Annotated in this window: 19 protein-coding genes; 12 read left to right on the plus strand and 7 right to left on the minus strand. The window is 60.5% G+C overall.

Features of this window, described 5'->3' with window-relative positions; all coding sequences use genetic code 11:
* Positions 1-66 precede the first annotated feature (66 nt).
* Positions 67-930 carry a lysophospholipid acyltransferase family protein gene (locus tag AC3EA7_RS08115; protein ID WP_488613538.1) on the plus strand — a complete coding sequence of 288 codons (864 nt, stop codon included), beginning with the start codon at positions 67-69 and terminating at the stop codon, positions 928-930.
* Here AC3EA7_RS08115 and AC3EA7_RS08120 read toward each other — a convergent pair.
* Complete coding sequence (locus AC3EA7_RS08120) at positions 812-1,654, minus strand: carotenoid biosynthesis protein (protein ID WP_488613539.1); 843 nt, start codon at positions 1,652-1,654, stop codon at positions 812-814. The genes AC3EA7_RS08115 and AC3EA7_RS08120 overlap by 119 nt on opposite strands.
* Between AC3EA7_RS08120 and AC3EA7_RS08125 the strand changes: the two genes are divergently transcribed.
* A complete protein-coding gene (locus AC3EA7_RS08125) occupies positions 1,653-3,035 on the plus strand; it encodes an ArnT family glycosyltransferase (protein WP_488613540.1) in 1,383 nt (460 codons plus the stop codon). The two genes, AC3EA7_RS08120 and AC3EA7_RS08125, sit on opposite strands and share 2 nt — an antisense overlap.
* 188 nt (positions 3,036-3,223) lie before the next feature.
* On the opposite strand, the gene AC3EA7_RS08130 is transcribed toward AC3EA7_RS08125, so the two are convergent.
* A complete protein-coding gene (locus AC3EA7_RS08130; RefSeq protein WP_488613541.1) occupies positions 3,224-4,798 on the minus strand; it encodes a hydantoinase B/oxoprolinase family protein in 1,575 nt (524 codons plus the stop codon).
* A 163-nt stretch (positions 4,799-4,961) separates the two neighbouring features.
* Between AC3EA7_RS08130 and AC3EA7_RS08135 the strand changes: the two genes are divergently transcribed.
* Positions 4,962-5,372, plus strand: a complete 411-nt coding sequence (locus AC3EA7_RS08135) for a response regulator (RefSeq protein ID WP_488613542.1) — start codon at positions 4,962-4,964, stop codon at positions 5,370-5,372.
* Positions 5,373-5,378: 6 nt separating this feature from the next.
* On the opposite strand, the gene AC3EA7_RS08140 is transcribed toward AC3EA7_RS08135, so the two are convergent.
* On the minus strand, positions 5,379-5,561 hold the full coding sequence (locus tag AC3EA7_RS08140; protein ID WP_488613543.1) for a hypothetical protein: 183 nt from the start codon (positions 5,559-5,561) through the stop codon (positions 5,379-5,381).
* A 123-nt stretch (positions 5,562-5,684) separates the two neighbouring features.
* On the opposite strand from AC3EA7_RS08140, the gene AC3EA7_RS08145 reads away from it, so the two are divergent.
* On the plus strand, positions 5,685-6,482 hold the full coding sequence (locus tag AC3EA7_RS08145; protein WP_488613544.1) for an aspartate-alanine antiporter-like transporter: 798 nt from the start codon (positions 5,685-5,687) through the stop codon (positions 6,480-6,482).
* Between the two features lie 756 nt (positions 6,483-7,238).
* A complete protein-coding gene (locus AC3EA7_RS08150) occupies positions 7,239-8,264 on the plus strand; it encodes an SLAC1 anion channel family protein (protein WP_488613545.1) in 1,026 nt (341 codons plus the stop codon).
* Here AC3EA7_RS08150 and AC3EA7_RS08155 read toward each other — a convergent pair.
* Positions 8,234-9,520, minus strand: a complete 1,287-nt coding sequence (locus AC3EA7_RS08155; RefSeq protein ID WP_488613546.1) for a flavin monoamine oxidase family protein — start codon at positions 9,518-9,520, stop codon at positions 8,234-8,236. The genes AC3EA7_RS08150 and AC3EA7_RS08155 overlap by 31 nt on opposite strands.
* A 53-nt stretch (positions 9,521-9,573) precedes the next feature.
* Between AC3EA7_RS08155 and AC3EA7_RS08160 the strand changes: the two genes are divergently transcribed.
* The 3 genes from AC3EA7_RS08160 (at position 9,574) to AC3EA7_RS08170 (ending at position 12,470) form a co-directional block, all read left to right on the plus strand.
* Complete coding sequence (locus AC3EA7_RS08160; protein ID WP_488613547.1) at positions 9,574-9,996, plus strand: GNAT family N-acetyltransferase; 423 nt, start codon at positions 9,574-9,576, stop codon at positions 9,994-9,996.
* A gap of 25 nt (positions 9,997-10,021) precedes the next feature.
* The gene (locus AC3EA7_RS08165) at positions 10,022-10,747 is read left to right on the plus strand and encodes an LppX_LprAFG lipoprotein (RefSeq protein WP_488613548.1); all 726 of its coding nucleotides are present in this window, start codon (positions 10,022-10,024) and stop codon (positions 10,745-10,747) included.
* A gap of 145 nt (positions 10,748-10,892) precedes the next feature.
* Entirely contained in the window at positions 10,893-12,470 is a 1,578-nt protein-coding gene (locus AC3EA7_RS08170) for an MFS transporter (protein ID WP_488613549.1), read from the plus strand.
* Here AC3EA7_RS08170 and AC3EA7_RS08175 read toward each other — a convergent pair.
* The 3 genes from AC3EA7_RS08175 to AC3EA7_RS08185 all read right to left on the minus strand — a co-directional run bounded on the left by AC3EA7_RS08175 (position 12,451) and on the right by AC3EA7_RS08185 (position 13,800).
* The gene (locus AC3EA7_RS08175) at positions 12,451-13,074 is read right to left on the minus strand and encodes a hypothetical protein (protein ID WP_488613550.1); all 624 of its coding nucleotides are present in this window, start codon (positions 13,072-13,074) and stop codon (positions 12,451-12,453) included. The two genes, AC3EA7_RS08170 and AC3EA7_RS08175, sit on opposite strands and share 20 nt — an antisense overlap.
* 98 nt (positions 13,075-13,172) lie before the next feature.
* Positions 13,173-13,496: a HEPN domain-containing protein gene (locus AC3EA7_RS08180; protein ID WP_488613551.1), complete on the minus strand. Its 324-nt coding sequence runs from the start codon at positions 13,494-13,496 to the stop codon at positions 13,173-13,175.
* Positions 13,465-13,800, minus strand: a complete 336-nt coding sequence (locus tag AC3EA7_RS08185) for a nucleotidyltransferase domain-containing protein (RefSeq protein ID WP_488613552.1) — start codon at positions 13,798-13,800, stop codon at positions 13,465-13,467. Before AC3EA7_RS08185 ends, AC3EA7_RS08180 begins: the two co-directional genes overlap by 32 nt.
* Before the next feature lie 181 nt (positions 13,801-13,981).
* Between AC3EA7_RS08185 and AC3EA7_RS08190 the strand changes: the two genes are divergently transcribed.
* The 4 genes from AC3EA7_RS08190 to AC3EA7_RS08205 form a co-directional block, all read left to right on the plus strand.
* Complete coding sequence (locus AC3EA7_RS08190) at positions 13,982-14,419, plus strand: hypothetical protein (protein WP_488613553.1); 438 nt, start codon at positions 13,982-13,984, stop codon at positions 14,417-14,419.
* On the plus strand, positions 14,400-15,074 hold the full coding sequence (locus AC3EA7_RS08195) for an alpha/beta hydrolase (protein ID WP_488613554.1): 675 nt from the start codon (positions 14,400-14,402) through the stop codon (positions 15,072-15,074). The genes AC3EA7_RS08190 and AC3EA7_RS08195 overlap by 20 nt, the downstream gene beginning before the upstream one ends.
* Before the next feature lie 128 nt (positions 15,075-15,202).
* On the plus strand, positions 15,203-15,634 hold the full coding sequence (locus AC3EA7_RS08200) for a hypothetical protein (RefSeq protein ID WP_488613555.1): 432 nt from the start codon (positions 15,203-15,205) through the stop codon (positions 15,632-15,634).
* Positions 15,635-15,691: 57 nt separating this feature from the next.
* On the plus strand, positions 15,692-16,395 hold a 704-nt coding region (locus AC3EA7_RS08205; RefSeq protein ID WP_488613556.1), incomplete at its 3' end, for a Uma2 family endonuclease.

Consider the following 16,395-nt stretch of genomic DNA (forward strand, 5'->3'; position numbering starts at 1 on the left):
CGTGGTATAGTTAGATTGTGACAGGCGAAGCATAATTGTCCAACCGCGCTCTCCGCACTATCGGGTATGACCAGCATCCAAACCACACCGCCAACGCTTCAGCAGGACGCCCAACCGACGATCCCTGCGCATCGCAATGCATTAGGCAAGGAACTGATCTACCGCACGCTGGTGTTGCCCGCCTGCCGTTCGATGTTTGATCGGGTCTGGTTGCACATCGCGGGACCTGTACCCCACCCGTCTGAAGGTCCGGTCATTGTCTACATGAACCACCCTGGCTGGTGGGACGGATACATGGCGTTTCTGCTGGACAAAATCGTGCTCAACGAGCGGTTCCAGAGTTACATTATGATGGAAGAGAAGCAGTTGCGCATCTACCGATTCTTCACCTGGTGCGGCGCCTTCTCAGTTGACCGGCGTCGCCCTGGCGAGGCAGAGCGCTCGATTGCCTACATCAGTCGTCTGCTGCGCGAACGGCGTGACCGTATGCTCTGGATTCTGCCGCAGGGGCGCATCGTTCCCAACGACCGCCGGCCATTAAAGGTCTACCCCGGCGTTGCGCGCATTGCGAAGCAGGCAGGCGATGTACTCTTCTGGCCCGTTGCGCTGCGCTACGAATTTCGCGGCGAGCAGCGGCCCGAAGCATTCATCCGCGTCGGACCGCCGCACACCAGTGATCTGACAGCGCCAGAAGAAGCGATTGTCGCCGACGTGCAGGCGCGCCTGACAGCAGCGGTCGACGCCCTGCGCGACGAGGTCAACGAAGAGCGGTTGGAGGCGTACCGCGTTCTGCTGCGTGGAAAGCGCGACATTAGCCGCCTCTGGGCGGACGTGGTCGCAGTGTGGCGCCAATCCATGCAGCGACTGCCAGGAAGATCACGCCGACCAGACCCGCCAGCGGATAGCCGCGCGCCAGGTTCGCGGCAGTGAAGAAGATGCTGCTCAGAATGTAGAGCAGTGCAGGAACTCGCTGCCAGATAAAGGGCAGGAGGTTCATCCAGCGCGATGAATTCGCTGACGCCGGCGCAGCGACCGGCTCGCCGCCCGCGTCAGGCGGCAGAAGGCTCGTGACGATCAGCGCCATAAGAAATCCAACGCCCCACCAGCCAACGAAGTTTTGCGGCGGCACCTGGTAATACGGACCGGTGTCGATCCACGTCCAGTACGAATTGATAAAGGTAGCGACCGTCTCGATCTGCAGATCGAGCACAACGATCAGCACACCGGTAAGCGCTGCGCGACCGACGCGCCCGCCGCGACTACCAAGCGCCAGGCGCGCCAGTTGCCACGACCCGAACCCGGCCATCAACCAGGCAAGGGTGATCGGAACCGGCACGATCCCCAGTATCTGCGGCTGTAACATCTCGGTATACTGATAGCGACCGAATGGCCAGCCGGTGGTTTCGCCAAGATGCTCGACCGCCCACGCCAGCACTGCCGCCAGCGCCACAGCAAAACCGCCGCGCGCGCCGTACATGCCCAGCGCCCAAAAGATGACCGCCAGACCCTGCACGATCAGCATTGCGGCGCCCATCCAAAGGCCCCAGGACGGCACAGCGTCAAGCGCAACGGTCATGGTCGAACCGGGAAAGACCGCGCAATAGGCGAAGAAACAGACCAGTGAAAGCCACTGAAACAGAGACGACGGCGACATGGAAACAGACCGCATCATCCGCAACGAACGACTGGTGTTACTCCTGCTCTGCATGGTCTTCCTCACAACACGTCTGCCGGGATTGATGACGCTGCCATTGTTCAACGACGAGGCAATCTATCTGTATCGTGCCCAACAATTTCCGGCTCAACTCCAATTTACCATTCACGATGGTAAACTTATTCACGAACTGTTTCTGGCCGCCCTCGCCCGCCTTCCGTGGGACCCGCTGCTCACCGGGCGGCTCCTGTCGGTGCTGTGCGGCTGGCTTACTGTAGTTGGACTGTGGCTCAGCGGGAGGGTTATCGCCAATCCCACAGCCGGTGTCATTGCCGGTTTGCTGTATATCCTCTCACCTCTGGCGATTATCCATGATCGTCTCGCTATTCCCGACGCAATGCTGGGCAGCATGGCGAGTTTCCTCCTGGCAGCCAGTCTCAGGATGACAATGACAGTCCAACCGAATCGCTGGCAAGCAGCAAGCGTGGGCGCACTGGCAGCGCTTACTGCACTGGTCAAACTGCCCGGTCTGTTTCTTTTCGCGCTCCCCGCACTGATTATCCTGATTCGACCGGTGACGCCGGATTACCCCCATTCACGATGGGCGCTGCTGCGCACCGCCCTGATCATAACCCTGCTCGGAATTGCCGCATTTGCCCCATTCAACTATGGCGGCGCTGAAAGCCAGAAAATCGGCGCTACCAATCTGGCGCTCCAGATCGAGCGCCTGACAGGAAACATTCTTCAGATCGGCGAATGGACAGCAATCACTCTCCCGTTACCGGGGCTTGTCCTGATCGGATTTGGGTTGAGTCTGCCACGCATGCGTCGTCTGAGCCTGATCCTCGCTGCTGCTGCCGGTCTCTTCTGCCTGGCGCTGGCTGTGATCGGAAGCGCACTCTATCCTCGCTACATCCTGCCGGTGTGGCCAATGCTGTTATTCGCCGCCGGTCTCGGTACAAGCCAGATCTCTCATTTTCCCTACATTGTGCGCGGCGCAGGAATCATCGTCCTGGCAATTTCTATGCTTTGGGGTCTTGTTTTCAATAGTCACTATGCCAGAGAACCCGCAGACGCCTGGTTGAGCGCGGTTGATCGACGACAGTACATCGAGTCCTGGTCAGCAGGATACCATCTGCCGGATGTCTACACTACCCTCAGTGCCATAGCTTCAGAAAAGGGCGGCATTGTGATTGTCAGCTCCATCCATGAGCGAGTTGTCCACGTTGGTCCGAAAATCTACCTCCGCAACGAACGGCGTATTTCCTTTACTGATATTGATTTTTCGTCACCCGACGCCCGTGCCATGATTGACGCCATCGCAGCGTCACCCCATCTTTGTGACCCTCGACGCCCAGGAAGTCGTCGCCTTCGACATTGAGCGGCGCTTTCCCGAACTCAAGCTCATACGCGAGTGGCGCAACCCATATAGTACGATGGCGTTTTACCTGTATGTCTGGTCGCCGTGAGAACCGAGAACCGAGAACTCAGAACCGAGAAGCGAGAACTGAGAACCCAATCCGTGAGAATCCGTCTTGATCCGTGTGTATCTGTGTTCTATCCGTGCTCCTAGGCGCCGAAGCCGCCGCCGCCGGGCGTTTCGATGCGCAGGATGTCGCCGGGTTGCAGGTCGATAGTGGTCTTGCCGGGAAGCGTGCGCTCCTCGCCGTCGCGCAACAGAACGTTGCGTCCCCGCAAGCCGGGAGCGCCGCCATGCAACCCGTAGGGAGCATACACCCGGCGTTCGGTCAACAGGCTGACAGTGACCGGTGCGCGGAATTCAATCTCGCGCACCAGGCCATCGCCGCCGCGCACGCGCCCGGCTCCGCCCGAACCACGGCGCAACCCGTAGCGACGCACTACCAGCGGGAACTGTCGCTCCAGCGCCTCAACCGGCGTATTGAGGGTGTTGGTCATATGCACCTGCACACCGCCAAGACCCGGCAGCGCCGGACGAGCGCCCATCCCGCCGCCAAGCGTTTCGTAGTAGGCGAACGGTGCGCCCTCAGACTCAACCCCGCCAAACGTCCAGTTGTTCATCGTCCCTGCCGATGCAGCGGGAATGCGGTCGGGAAACGCCTGTGCCAGCGCCCCAAACACAACATCAACGACACGCTGCGCCGTTTCGACATTCCCGCCAGCCACGGCAGCAGGAGGACGCGGCGCCAGAATGCTCCCCTCGGGAACGCGAATATCGAGCGGCGCAAACGCGCCAGCAGACGATGGCATATCAGGCGGACCGAGACAGCGGAAACAGTAAAGCACCGCCGATTCGGTCACTGCACGCGGGGCATTGAGCGGTCCGCGACACTGCAGCGCTGTTCCCTCAAAATCTACGATGGCGTGATCACCGCGGATGTCGATCCGCACACAGATCATCAGCGGGTCAGAGGCGACGCCATCATTGTCCAGCATGTCTTCGAAGGCATAGGCGCCGTCCGGTATTGCGGCGATCACTGCGCGCATATGGCGTTCGCCATACGCCAGGAGCGCATCCATATGGCGCGCCACCCAATCCGATCCATGGCGTTCCGCCAGTTCCGCCAGGCGTTGCGCACCGACGCGATGACAGGCGAGTTGGGCGGCCAGATCGCCGCGACGCTCATCGGGGGTGCGTGAGTTGCGGCAGATCACCCCGATGACCGCCTCATCGGGAACACCGCCGCGTGCGAGGAGGGTTGGCGGGATGATCAATCCCTCCTGATACACCTCACGGCTCATCGGCATTGAACCAGGGGTCATGCCGCCGACATCGGCATGGTGCGCGCGAGTCGCGGTGTAGCCAATCAGCGTTGCCCCGGCATACACGGGAGCGACGGTGGTGATGTCAGGAAGATGAGTGCCGCCGAGGTAGGGATCGTTGAGCACGACGACATCACCCGGCGCAAGGACGAACTGCGCCAGCGCCGCTTCGACCGAACGCGGCATGGCGCCTAGATGCACTGGAATGTGCGCCGCCTGCGCAACCATCCGGCCCTGCGCATCGAAGACGGCGCAGGAAAAATCGCGTCGCTCCTTGATATTCGCCGAAAGCGCACTCCGCCCAAGCGCAGCGCCCATCTCTTCGGCAATCGCAGCGCACCGGTTGTGAAAGACCTCAAGATCAACGGGATCGATGGCGGGATGAGAAAAATACGATGACATACGCGAATATCGTCACTTGAATTTAACGACTGGCATGGTACTATAGCATCGATAGGATGGCTATCTCAGGAACTCCTGCCAGACATCGAACCGGGAAACGTGCAGACTCCAGGCGTGCCGGGGAAAACCGCCACACTGCCGTTCTGAACAAAAAGGGCGTGTTATGAGCGGCGGAAAACCATTTCGCATTCTGCTCATTGAGGACGATAGCATGATTGCCAGCGTCATTGCGCTTGGAATGCGCACTCTTGGCGCGCCCTACCTGCTCGATACCGCCTATTCCGCCGAAGAAGCGCTCGACCTGTTCGAACAGCATGCCTATGATCTTGTGATGAGCGATTACAACCTGCGTGGTATGAACGGATTGTCATTGCTCACCTCAATCCGGCAGCGCAAGCCTGATACGCCTACGGTGCTCTTCACCGCATATGACACCCCACAATTGCAGCGGCAGGCGCGCGAAGCCGGTATTAATGATTATATCGCCAAGCCGTTTCTGATCGAAGATTTCGTCAATCTTGCACGAAACTTGCTCCCCATTGCTGCTAACGCAATTGGCGCGCGCACCCCATAAACGCCGCTACCTCTTCCGTCTCCGGCGCCGCAGCCAGAGCGCTGCAATCGCGGCGATCACCAGGAGTACCGCCCACGGCACCGGTGTTTCATACACAAGCGCGATGCTGTAGGCGCTTCCGATCAACACCGTCGCAATCGCCACAAACGCCAGAATGGTTCCCTCCCACCCTGGTGACGGTTCTGGCATATGCATTCCTTCTCTATTTGTCCCGAATCGACAAGCGGCGTATAATCGGCGCGGCTTTCGTCGGGATATGCGTGTGCGCCGCCGCACAAGCGGACGGCGCTCTTTTTGTGCAAGGTGCAAACCATGACGTGGTTCGTCGAACTGCTCAAGAGCAATGCGCTCCTGCTCCTCTTCATCGTGGCCGCGATCGGCTATCCGCTTGGTCGCATCCGCCTGTTCGGACACAGTCTTGGCGTCGCTGCCGTGTTGTTTGCCGGGCTGGCGATCGGCGCACTCGATCCAGACCTCAAGTTGCCGGAGGTCGTCTATACCCTCGGACTGGTGGTCTTCGTCTATACCATTGGGCTGAGCAGCGGCGCCGGATTCTTTGCATCGTTTCAGCGCAAAGGATTGCGGGATAATCTGCTGATCGTCGGCATGCTGATCGTCGCAGCGCTGGCCGTCGCCGGAGTGCAGTACGCCTTCGGCTTGCGTCCAACTCTTGCTGCTGGGCTGTTTGCCGGAAGCCTGACCAACACCCCGGCGCTGGCAGCCGTGCTGGAACAGATCAAAACCATTGCGCCCGCCACTACCCGCGATCAATTGCTGACCGACCCGGTGATCGGGTATTCGATTGCCTACCCGGTCGGCGTGATCGGTATGATTGTGACGATCGCCACGCTTCAGCGCATCTGGCGTGTGGATTATACCAGCGAAGCGCAAAGCCTGCGCGACCTTGGCGCGGTGGGGCAGAAATTGGTCAATCGCACGGTGCGCATCACACGCCCGGAGATCGGTCTGCTGACCGTCGATGAACTGCTGCGCGCCAAGCAATGGCGGGTGATCTTTGGCAGAACGCTGCGCAACGGTCAGATGACGCTGGTTGATGGCGCCACCCGTCTGCAACCGGGGGACATGGTCAGCCTCATCGGCACAGAGTAGGAGATCGCCGAAGCATGACTTCACTGCAACAAGCAACCACGAAGGTCACAAAGGGACACGAAGGAAATGTGCTTCATTATCGGCAGACGGGCGGAATACATTCCGCGTTACGCAGTCACAAAGGGGCACACAGGAAATGCGCTTCATGGTTCTTCCCCTTCATGCGCTTCGTGTCCTTGGTGGTTCAGCCGGTGTGCAGTAACCACGAAGGTCACAAATGGACACACCATGACGTACCCGCTGCGCATCTCATACCACATGGCGGTCAGTCAGACAAGATGTTCGAGCGCCCGGTTCGCAAGGCGTAACGGTCAACGCACACCGGCAGGCGTATCGTGGACGCATGACTGCGCCCTGGTATCAGCGATCCACTCGCCCGCCCGGCGGCTGAAGCCGCAGGCTACGGGTGCAACGCCCGCCTGCGCAGGCTTAACCGGGCGATATCGGATAATTTTCTCAGAAACCATTATTGTCCGAATGACCGCGCACATAATGCTTCGTGTCCCGGCGTCCTGGCGTTGTGACTGTAACGCGAAGGCGCAGTGGCGCAAAGGCGCCTATACCAAGTGGCGTTCAGTCAGACAAGTGGCAGCCCCGCCGGGCGTGAGTGCGGGCAGGGCGGCGCACTGCCCTCAACCCTGAGCAAGGGCTTCAGATCGCAGCGCCTGCCCGTTTGCACATAATCCTGTAACCCGGCGCGCCTGCGCTGCATCATATAGACGATCTCAATGTGCCGGATATGCCAGGAGTGAGCGTATGATGGAGCAACCATCGATCCAGGTTTCGACGGGCGATCAGAGCCGGGCCGCAGCACGCCCACGTTTGCAGTTTTTCCCCATCTCATTCTTTGCCGCAGTGCTCGGTCTGACGGGAACGACGATTGCGGCGCAGCGTGCGGAACGCTTGCTGGCGCTTCCGTTCGCCATCAGCGGCGTCCTGCTCGTTGCGTCACTGGCGGTCTTTCTGGCGATTGCAACACTGTATGCGCTGAAGGCGGCACGCTACCCCGATGCGGTCAAGCGGGAATTCGCCCATCCGATCAAGATCAATTTCTTCCCGACGATTTCGATCAGCCTGCTATTGTTCAGCATTGCGTTCATGCGGCTGAACAGCGACGTTTCGCGCGCCTTCTGGATGATCGGCGCCATCGGACATCTGGCGCTCACGATTGCAATTCTATCCGCCTGGATGCAGCGAACAACGCTCCAGATTCAGCATATCAATCCTGCCTGGTTCATCCCGATGGTTGGCAATATCATTGTGCCGATTTCAGGTATTGAGCACGCTTCGATCGAGATATCCTGGTTTTTCTTCAGTATTGGTCTGATCTTCTGGCTGGCGCTGTTTATCCTTTTCCTGTATCGTATCATCTTCCACAATCCGCTCCCTGAGCGCCTTACGCCAACGCTGTTTATCATGATCGCACCGCCGGCGATTGGATTCATTTCTTATCTCCGATTGATGGAACATGAAGTAAGCGGTTTTGAACTGGATGGATTTGCCAGGATTCTGTACTATTTTGCGCTCTTCATCTTTCTGACGCTGCTTACACAATACCGTCAGTTTGTGAACATTCCCTTCTACCTGTCGTGGTGGGCGTATTCATTCCCGATGGCGGCAATCACGATTGCAACCGTGTTGATGGCGGCGAAAACGAGCATGCCTCTGTTCCAGGGGATGGCGTATGCGCTCCTGATTGCGCTGGGAGCGTTGATCGTTCTCTTGCTGTTCCGCACGATTGCGGCAATTGTTCAGCGGAAGATTTGCGTCGAGGAGGAGTAAGACTCCAGCGCCTCGCCCGCAGCGCGCCAGCCGCTCTCGATGGCGCCATGCACGGTCTGCGGGTTGCTGTCATACGCCGTTGCTTCGCCGGCAAAGAAGAGCGTCGCTCCCTCCGGCATCGCCAGGAGGCGTCGCGCGACAGCCGCACCTGGCGGAACGTGCGCATATCCGCCATATGCAAAGGGGTCGGCGCTCCAGGCGACACGTCGCGCCGCAACGCATCGCTGCGCCAGATCGTCCCGTCCCAGCAGCGTTTGCAATTCGCGCAAGCCGATAGCAATCGCTTCCGCTTCGTCGAGCGCATCGAGCGTGCGTGCGCGCTCCGCAGTGGCATAGGCGATGATAACGGCCGCATCACGCGCCGCGTGTGCGGCTGGCCACCAGCGCGCCGCAAGACCAGTATGCGCCATGAAGGTTAGGTCGGCATCCCACATCGGTTCATCGAAACAGTAGAGCAGTTTGGTCGCTGCTTCGACGCGCAGCGCGTGGATCGCCCACTGCTTCGATGCGCTGAGTGGCGGATCGAACTGTGGTACGCCGCGTTGCAGCACTGCCGCCGGGATCGTCACAATGCAACAATCGGCGTGAAACACGCCAGCATCGGTTTCGACCATAACTCCGCCAGGGGCACGGCGCACCACGCACGCAGCCGCGCCGAAACGAATGTCGAGACCGCCGGCGTACCATGCGAGCAGCGGCGCGTACCCCGGGCGCAGACGATATTCCCGCTTCCCGGCATGATCAACACGCAATTCATGCGACAGATCGGCGCAACTCAACGTCTCGACCGGCGCACAGCACGTTTGCGCCAGCAACACGTCCGCAACGTGCAGCGCCTCATCATCGAACCCGTCGTTGCGCAGATAATCTGCCAGCGACCGATCCGGCACATCGAGCGACATGTCGCGCAACCGGTCGAATGCCTGAAACAACGCCGCGATCAGGGTGCGCCGGGCAACCGGCAGCGCATCGAGCGCACACGCCGGACTGCCATCGCTCCAGCGCAAACGTCCATACCGGTCAATCGGGATGGTTTCGATGCGCGCAGCAGCGGCAAGCGCATGAGTTGCGGCATGTTCGCCGTGGATGAACTCTGCGCCGTATTCGACAGGAAACGGCGCGAAGGTTTCATCGGTCCAGATTCTGCCGCCGATCCGATGGCGCGCCTCGACCACCTGAACCGTCACCCCTGCGGCGTGCAGTCGTCGAGCGGCGGCAAGACCGGCGGCGCCAGCGCCAAGAACAAGAACGTGCATGGAGAACACCGGGTATAATGCAACCGGCTGAACCACGATACGATGAGCATACCATGGAAATTCGCCTTGCGACAGCGGCCGATGCGCCGGCGCTTGCCCGACTGAATGCCGCATTCAACGGCGTACAGATGTCCCCGGAGTGCATGGCGGAGCAACTTGCCCGGTGCAGCGGCGTCGAATCTGCATTGATTGCCTGCAATGACGATCAAGCCATTGGCTTCGCGTGTCTGCGCCTGATACCATGGCTCTGTTACAATGTGATGTATGCAGAAGTGACCGAGTTGTTCGTGGTTGAAGCGTTCCGGCGGCGCGGCGTGGCATCGGCGCTTGTGGCGCGCGCCGAACAACTGGCGCGCGAAGCAGGCGCAACAGAACTGCGCATCCTCACCGGGCGCGACAATGCGGCAGCGCAGGCGTTCTACCAGACCTTAGGATACGCCAACGAGGATGAGATGCTGCTGATACGGCATCTCTAAAATAGACGCTCCAGGGAGGCGACAGATGTTCCAACCATTGCGCGCGACGATGCTGATGGTTGTCGCGGCATTCTTCTTTGCAGGGTGCGGCGCAGGCGCGCCGACCGTCACCCCCACGCCAACGCCGACGCCAGCCGAGATCAGCGCACGCGCCGGTCAGGCGACGAGCGCAGCACAAAGCCTGGCGTTCTCGATTACGGTGACAGGGCAACCGGTGTACAGCGACCCATCGCGCGTGTTCATCCTTACCTCCATCGAAGGCGCGCTCCGCCGACCCGACGGGGCATTGGCAACGCTCAAACTGCGCAGCGCAGCCGGCGTCAGCGAGGTGCGCACCGTCTCGCTGGCAGGGAAGCAGTACATCACCAACCCGCTGACGCGCGCCTGGCAATGTCTGGCGCCAGGACAGGCATTCGATGCCGCTATTCTGTTCGATGCGCAGAAAGGAATTGAACGTCTGCTCCAGGATGGCATCGAAAACATCACCCTCGTTGGTGAAGAAGACCTGGATGGTCGCTCGACCTACCATCTGCGCGGCACGATTCCCGGCGCGCGCCTTGCAGAGATCAGCGGCGGGCTGATCGGCGCCACTCCGGTCGCTGCCGACATCTGGGCAGACCGGGAAACGTTACGGCTGGCAAAGATCGTGCTGGTCGACAAAGCGCCCGATGCCCAGGAGCCAACTACCTGGACGCTGATTTTCAGCGCCTACGATCAACCGGTCGATGTGCGGGCGCCGATTGAGTGTTAGAGCCAGCGTCTTTATAAGCGCTCACAAAGGCGCAAAGGCACAGAGAATGCGGGCATGAACTCTGTTGATGATGGCATCTTTGCGCCTCTGCGTCTTTGTGTGATGAAGGGTGCTGGCGTTCGCATCAACCCGAGGAAGGTGTTCCTTGACGATTGAGCAGAAACCGGCGACCATCAGCCCACCCCAGCCATCCGCAGAACGCGGTATCTCCGCGTGGCTTCAGCAGCCATCGGTGGCGCTTGCCCTAGTCTGCACCGCCGTCTTCGTCGGCGCCGTCGATCTGACGATTGTCACCGCGGTGCTGCCGAAGATCATGGTTGATCTGAGCGTCTCAATCGACACCGAACTGCATCGCGCCTCGTGGATCATTACCGGCTATCTGCTCGCCTATACGATCAGCATGACCTTTACCGGTCGCCTGTCCGACCTGTATGGACGACGCGCCGCTTACATGATCTGCCTGACCATTTTTACCCTCGGCTCGATTGTGGTTGCGGTCGCGCCGGCGCTCGAGGAGGTCGTGCTGGGGCGGGTGGTGCAGGCGCTTGGCGCGGGGGCGCTGGTGCCGATTTCGATGGCGCTGGTGAGCGATCTCTTTCCGCCGGAGCGGCGCCCGGCGGCGCTCGGGGTGATCGCCGCCGTAGATACCGCCGGGTGGATGGTTGGGCACGTGTACGGCGGTGCGCTGATGCGGCTGTTCGATGACTGGCGACTGCTGTTCTGGCTCAATGTGCCGTTTGGCGTCATCGCTCTGGCGCTGACCTGGATGGCATTGCGGCGCGTGGTCATTATCCGCGCGACGGGCAGGTTCGACTGGCGCGGCGCGGTGCTGATTTCGCTCAGCCTGACGGCGTTCAACATCGGTATGGGCGCCGGCGCCGAGTTGGGGCAGACCGATTTCTATGGCGAGCGTCCTGGACCACCGCCCTATGCGCTGCCGCTGACGCTGGCGTCGCTTGTCGTGCTGGCAGCGTTCATCTGGGTCGAGCGGCGGGCGCGCGATCCACTGCTCGACCTGGTGCTGTTCCGGCAACGCGGAACGGTTGCAGCATCGATCATGAACATCCTGATCGGGTTTGTGCTGGCGCTGGCGATCGCCAACGTTCCGCTGTTCATCAACACACGGCTGGGATTGCTCTACCCGACCGACCCGGACATCCTGCGCCGGGGCGCGTGGGAAACCGGATTGGTATTGTCGGCGCTGACCCTGGCGCTGGCATTGCTGGCGTGGCCCGGCGGTCGCCTGGCGGGACGGTTCGGCGAACGGCTTCCGGCGCTGATCGGGCTGGCAGTGGCCACCGCCGGATACCTGGCGATGAGCCGCTGGCAATCGGACACCGATTACTGGACGATGGTCGGCGGGCTGATGCTGGCGGGGTGCGGCGTCGGTCTGGCGCTGGCGCCCACGGCATCGGCGATCATCACGGCTGCCGGACCCGAACGACGCGGCGCGGCGTCGGCGCTGGTGATCATTCTGCGGTTGATCGGCATGACTGCTGGAGTCTCGACGTTGACATTGTGGGGGGTGCAACGGCAGGACGCGCTGCGACGCGCTGCGGACCCGGCGATGCTGGCAGACTTCGACCGGGCGCGGATGTTCTTGATCGACGTGGCGGCGCAGGTAGTGGGAGAAACGTTTCTCTTTGCAGTTGCAGCGTGCGCACTGGCGTTCCTGGCGGCAATCTGGCTGCCGGGGCGCGCCGTCAGGGAAGCGTCGGGGTAACCGCCAGTTTTCCGGTTATCGTCATCAGGATGCCAAGCAGTTTCTGAAGATTATCGACGTAATACTCGCGACGATCAATGCACACGACGTTCTGATCCAATTGCAGGAAGCGCCAGTTCGTGCCGGTAGTAACGGCGCCGTGAATGAGCGGAAGAGCGTTTCCTTCGCGCTCATTGAAGCGCTGTGCTGCGATCATCGCTGCGATGCATTGCGAGAAGCCGCCCTTGATATCCTCATTCTTCGCCTCGAATATGATCAGCGCCGGTGCACTGACGAAGAGCTGCTCCGGCAACAGTGAGACAATAAAATCACATACGCCGTTCAATCCCTGAGACGGGTCAACGGTAAAATCGACGCCGGAAAAGAAGCTGATGGCGTACCCGGTCTGTTTGCGCAATTCCACCAGGATGGGCGCAATGATCAATTCAGAGCGCCCCTTCTCGGTATTGATCGCCAGTGCGACCGAGAGCGTCTCATGCAAGGTCGCCCGAAGCCAGTCGCTGACCGGCGTTTCTGGCGCTGCGCTGAAGAGATCGGCGTCTTCTTCCAGGATCAGGTTGAAGCGACGCTTCAGTTCGGGCAGTTTGAAATCGCTGTAGGACATACCTCAATTATAGCATACGCACGATGTGAAAAGGTTAGACCGACAGTCCAAATGACTGGCGCACCGCTTTTCGTACAGCAACACATCGCCTTACTGCATCACGCGCCATTGTACGGTCGGCAGATGAAACCCGGATAGCGGAAAGCTACACCGAAGACTGTAAACGCCCGAAGATCGGAAGCCAGGTGCGTCCAGGCAGGCTCGACAGGCAGCAGCAGGTTCAACAACACCACGAGATCGTGGGTGCGCGGAATAACCTGTCCTGCTTCTTGAAGGCGCGCTTTGAGATACTTCTCCGCACACTGTTGCACATGGAAACAAGCGGCATCATAATTCGGGGAACTGCGTGCGCGCAACTCGCGTTGCGCAGTGGCGAAGTCACCCTCGGCTTTACTGATCCACTCTGCTGTGAGCGGATGCATATAAGATACGTCCTCTGGCAAGAATATCGCACAGAAATGAATCGTTGAGCGCAATACGCTGCCAGAACTCTTCCGGCGAGCGCACCAGGAGATCGATGGGAAAGGGTGGCTGGACCCGGTTCAGGATGTCAATAGCCTTGTAAACGTTGTTTCCATCATGGCGCATCACCACAAGGAGATCGACATCGGAGTCCTCTTGAGGATGACCATAAGCATAGGAACCGAATAAAATAATCAATTCAGGCTCAAACTCCTGCACAATCCGATCACTGATCGCCTCGATTGTTTTGAAAGGTATCATCATACGTTTCCCGAAGAACAGCACTCACCTTTCATTGTATCATGCCGCAGCGCGAGATAATCATCTCGAAAACGACGCTCCAACTTCGAGTACAATAGAGACGCCGGAGCAACTTACGGGCAGATGCTCGTCACCCGTTGCTCATCGCGCGTCCTGACCGGCGCCGGTATGCTGGAGCAATGGCATGAGTCGCGCAGACTGGAACATCCTCTTCGCTCTGATTGCGGCTGGCGCGTCGGCTGCATGGCTTGTCATCGGCTGGCTTGACACTTCTCTGGCGCCCGGCGCCGGCGGGGTATGGCTGGCGCTGACGACGCTGCTCGGCGGAGTGGCGGTGCGCCTGCGCCAGGGACGCGGCACGGCGTCGTGCGCTGTGGGACCGCGCCTGCGCCCGTTGCAGGTCAGTTGTTTCGGCGCGATTGCGCTTGGCGTCCAACTGTTGCACGCCGCCGAAACCGGCGTGCTCCTGGCGACGCTGCCTGTTCTGGCGGCGTCCTGGCTGCCCGCCGCCTGCATCCTCGGCGGCGTCATCGGACTGGCTGTGCTGAGTTTTGGTTCCGACTGTCGCAACGCGGCGTACAGCGGCGAATCACTGGAGGACCATGAACGTGGAACCGCGTAACCTGCCGCTCCATCATCTGGTGCGCCCCGCAGCGGGTAACGACCCGCGCCCGCCGCTGCTCGTTCTCTTCCACGGGTACGGCAGCAACGAAGAGGACCTGTTCGGTCTCACACCCTACATTGATCCGCAATTTCTGGTGCTCAGCACGCGCGCACCGCTCGTGCTCATGCCCGGCATGTATGCCTGGTTCGAGATCGGGTTCACGCCAGACGGCGCCATCGCCGTCGATGATGTTCAGGCGCGCCACGCCGCACAGGTGACGGCGCAGTTCGTTGAACAGGCGACCCGGGCATACCACGCCGATCCATCGCGGGTCATCGTCGCCGGGTTCAGCCAGGGAGGAACGATGGCGGCGCTGACAGCGCTGACGCGCCCCGATCTGACGGCGGGCGCGGCGGTATTGAGCGGGATTGTGCCCTCGACGATCATCGATGAATTGCCGGACCGCAATGCACTGACCAATAAGCCGTTCCTGGTCATCCACGGCACACGCGACCAGGTTGTTTCAGTCGCCCACGGGCGCGCCAGCCGCGACTTCCTGAGCCAACTTGGCGTGGCGCTCACCTACCGCGAATACCCCATGGCGCACGAGATCAACCTCGACGCGCTGCTCGATTTGACGGAATGGCTGAGAGGTTTGAAGGTTGAAGGTTGAAGGTGGGAAGGTTGAAGGTTGAACGCACCTGACCCTTGAGGTCTTTGCTGTACCCCTTTGCAGCGAAACGATAGTGATATTCTCTGTGTCCTCTGTGTCTCCGTGGTTCAGAACAGCAGGTCGACGAGATGTACCAGTTTCTCCTCCTGATCCACGTGGCCTGTTTTGCGCTCTGGATGGGCGCCGTCGCTGCGTCACTGCTGGTGGTGCATACCTTCGAGCCACGTCTGACGACGAACACAGGTGATGTGGCGACTGACGTCGCACTCCTGCGCGCCTACATCCGGCACGAAGTCAAATTCGTCGATGTCGTGTTTGCCGGCGTCCTGATCTCCGGCATCGCGCTAGCGCAACTCTACACTGGCTGGACGCCCTGGGTGCTGACAAAGATCGGGTTGTTCGTGGCGCAGTTCGTGGCAACCATGGCGTACATTCAGGTGTTCATCCGTCCGCTCACCTACCCCTGCTCACCATCCCGCTACCGTAGCTGGTATGGATTGTTCGCCGTATCGCTAGGGTTCTTCGCCGTCACGCTGATTGTCGTCTTCTTCGGAAGATGAGCATTATTTGCGCATCCTGCACGAGCCATCTATACTTTATGTGCAGGAGAACATGCTATGAGCGTCGAGTCGGAAACAACATCTCACGCTGCCACACACGATTCACCCGCCGCGCGCCCGCCGTTGCACTCCGGCGACCGCCTGACGCGCGTCGAGTTCGCCCGGCGCTATGCGCTGCACCCCGACATCAAGAAGGCTGAATTGATCGATGGAGTCGTCTACGTGGCATCACCAGTTCGTCACCGCCAGCATGGTAGAGTCCATCTGCTCCTCGTCACCTGGCTTGGCGTCTATACCGCGTCAACGCCAGGCGTGGACGGGAGCGACAATGCCACGGTTGTGCTCGACTTCGAGAACGAACACCAGCCGGATGCCTTGTTGCGCCTCGAGCCGCACCACGGCGGGCGCTCGCGTGTCACCGGCGACGACTACATCGAAGGTCCGCCCGACCTGATCGTCGAAGTCGCCGCCAGCAGCGCCGCTTACGACCTGCACGACAAAAAGCGCGTCTACGCGCGCGTCGGCGTGCGCGAGTACCTGGTGGCGCAGACGTATGAGCAGCGCGTTGATTGGTGGGAACTGCGCGAGGGGGTGTTCACGCCGCTGCCGCCGGAAGCGGACGGGACGCTGCGCAGCCGCGTCTTCCCCGGCTTGTGGCTCGACCCGGCGGCGCTGTGGGCAGGCGATGCCGCTGCGCTCCTTGCCGCGCTCCAGCGCGGCCTGGCGGACCCGACGCACGCCGCGTTCGTCGAGCGCCTGCG

Source organism: Roseiflexus sp. (genome assembly GCF_057785375.1).

Coding starts and splice junctions, on each gene's coding strand:
- AC3EA7_RS08200 (WP_488613555.1), top strand. CDS start 15,203: ATGTACCAGTTTCTCCTCCTGATCCACGTGGCCTGTTTTGCGCTCTGG.
- AC3EA7_RS08115 (WP_488613538.1), top strand. CDS start 67: ATGACCAGCATCCAAACCACACCGCCAACGCTTCAGCAGGACGCCCAA.
- AC3EA7_RS08165 (WP_488613548.1), top strand. CDS start 10,022: ATGTTCCAACCATTGCGCGCGACGATGCTGATGGTTGTCGCGGCATTC.
- AC3EA7_RS08135 (WP_488613542.1), top strand. CDS start 4,962: ATGAGCGGCGGAAAACCATTTCGCATTCTGCTCATTGAGGACGATAGC.
- AC3EA7_RS08195 (WP_488613554.1), top strand. CDS start 14,400: ATGAACGTGGAACCGCGTAACCTGCCGCTCCATCATCTGGTGCGCCCC.
- AC3EA7_RS08140 (WP_488613543.1), bottom strand. CDS start 5,561: ATGCCAGAACCGTCACCAGGGTGGGAGGGAACCATTCTGGCGTTTGTG.
- AC3EA7_RS08130 (WP_488613541.1), bottom strand. CDS start 4,798: ATGTCATCGTATTTTTCTCATCCCGCCATCGATCCCGTTGATCTTGAG.
- AC3EA7_RS08155 (WP_488613546.1), bottom strand. CDS start 9,520: ATGCACGTTCTTGTTCTTGGCGCTGGCGCCGCCGGTCTTGCCGCCGCT.
- AC3EA7_RS08180 (WP_488613551.1), bottom strand. CDS start 13,496: ATGCATCCGCTCACAGCAGAGTGGATCAGTAAAGCCGAGGGTGACTTC.
- AC3EA7_RS08145 (WP_488613544.1), top strand. CDS start 5,685: ATGACGTGGTTCGTCGAACTGCTCAAGAGCAATGCGCTCCTGCTCCTC.
- AC3EA7_RS08190 (WP_488613553.1), top strand. CDS start 13,982: ATGAGTCGCGCAGACTGGAACATCCTCTTCGCTCTGATTGCGGCTGGC.
- AC3EA7_RS08150 (WP_488613545.1), top strand. CDS start 7,239: ATGATGGAGCAACCATCGATCCAGGTTTCGACGGGCGATCAGAGCCGG.
- AC3EA7_RS08185 (WP_488613552.1), bottom strand. CDS start 13,800: ATGATGATACCTTTCAAAACAATCGAGGCGATCAGTGATCGGATTGTG.
- AC3EA7_RS08120 (WP_488613539.1), bottom strand. CDS start 1,654: ATGTCGCCGTCGTCTCTGTTTCAGTGGCTTTCACTGGTCTGTTTCTTC.
- AC3EA7_RS08160 (WP_488613547.1), top strand. CDS start 9,574: ATGGAAATTCGCCTTGCGACAGCGGCCGATGCGCCGGCGCTTGCCCGA.
- AC3EA7_RS08125 (WP_488613540.1), top strand. CDS start 1,653: ATGGAAACAGACCGCATCATCCGCAACGAACGACTGGTGTTACTCCTG.
- AC3EA7_RS08175 (WP_488613550.1), bottom strand. CDS start 13,074: ATGTCCTACAGCGATTTCAAACTGCCCGAACTGAAGCGTCGCTTCAAC.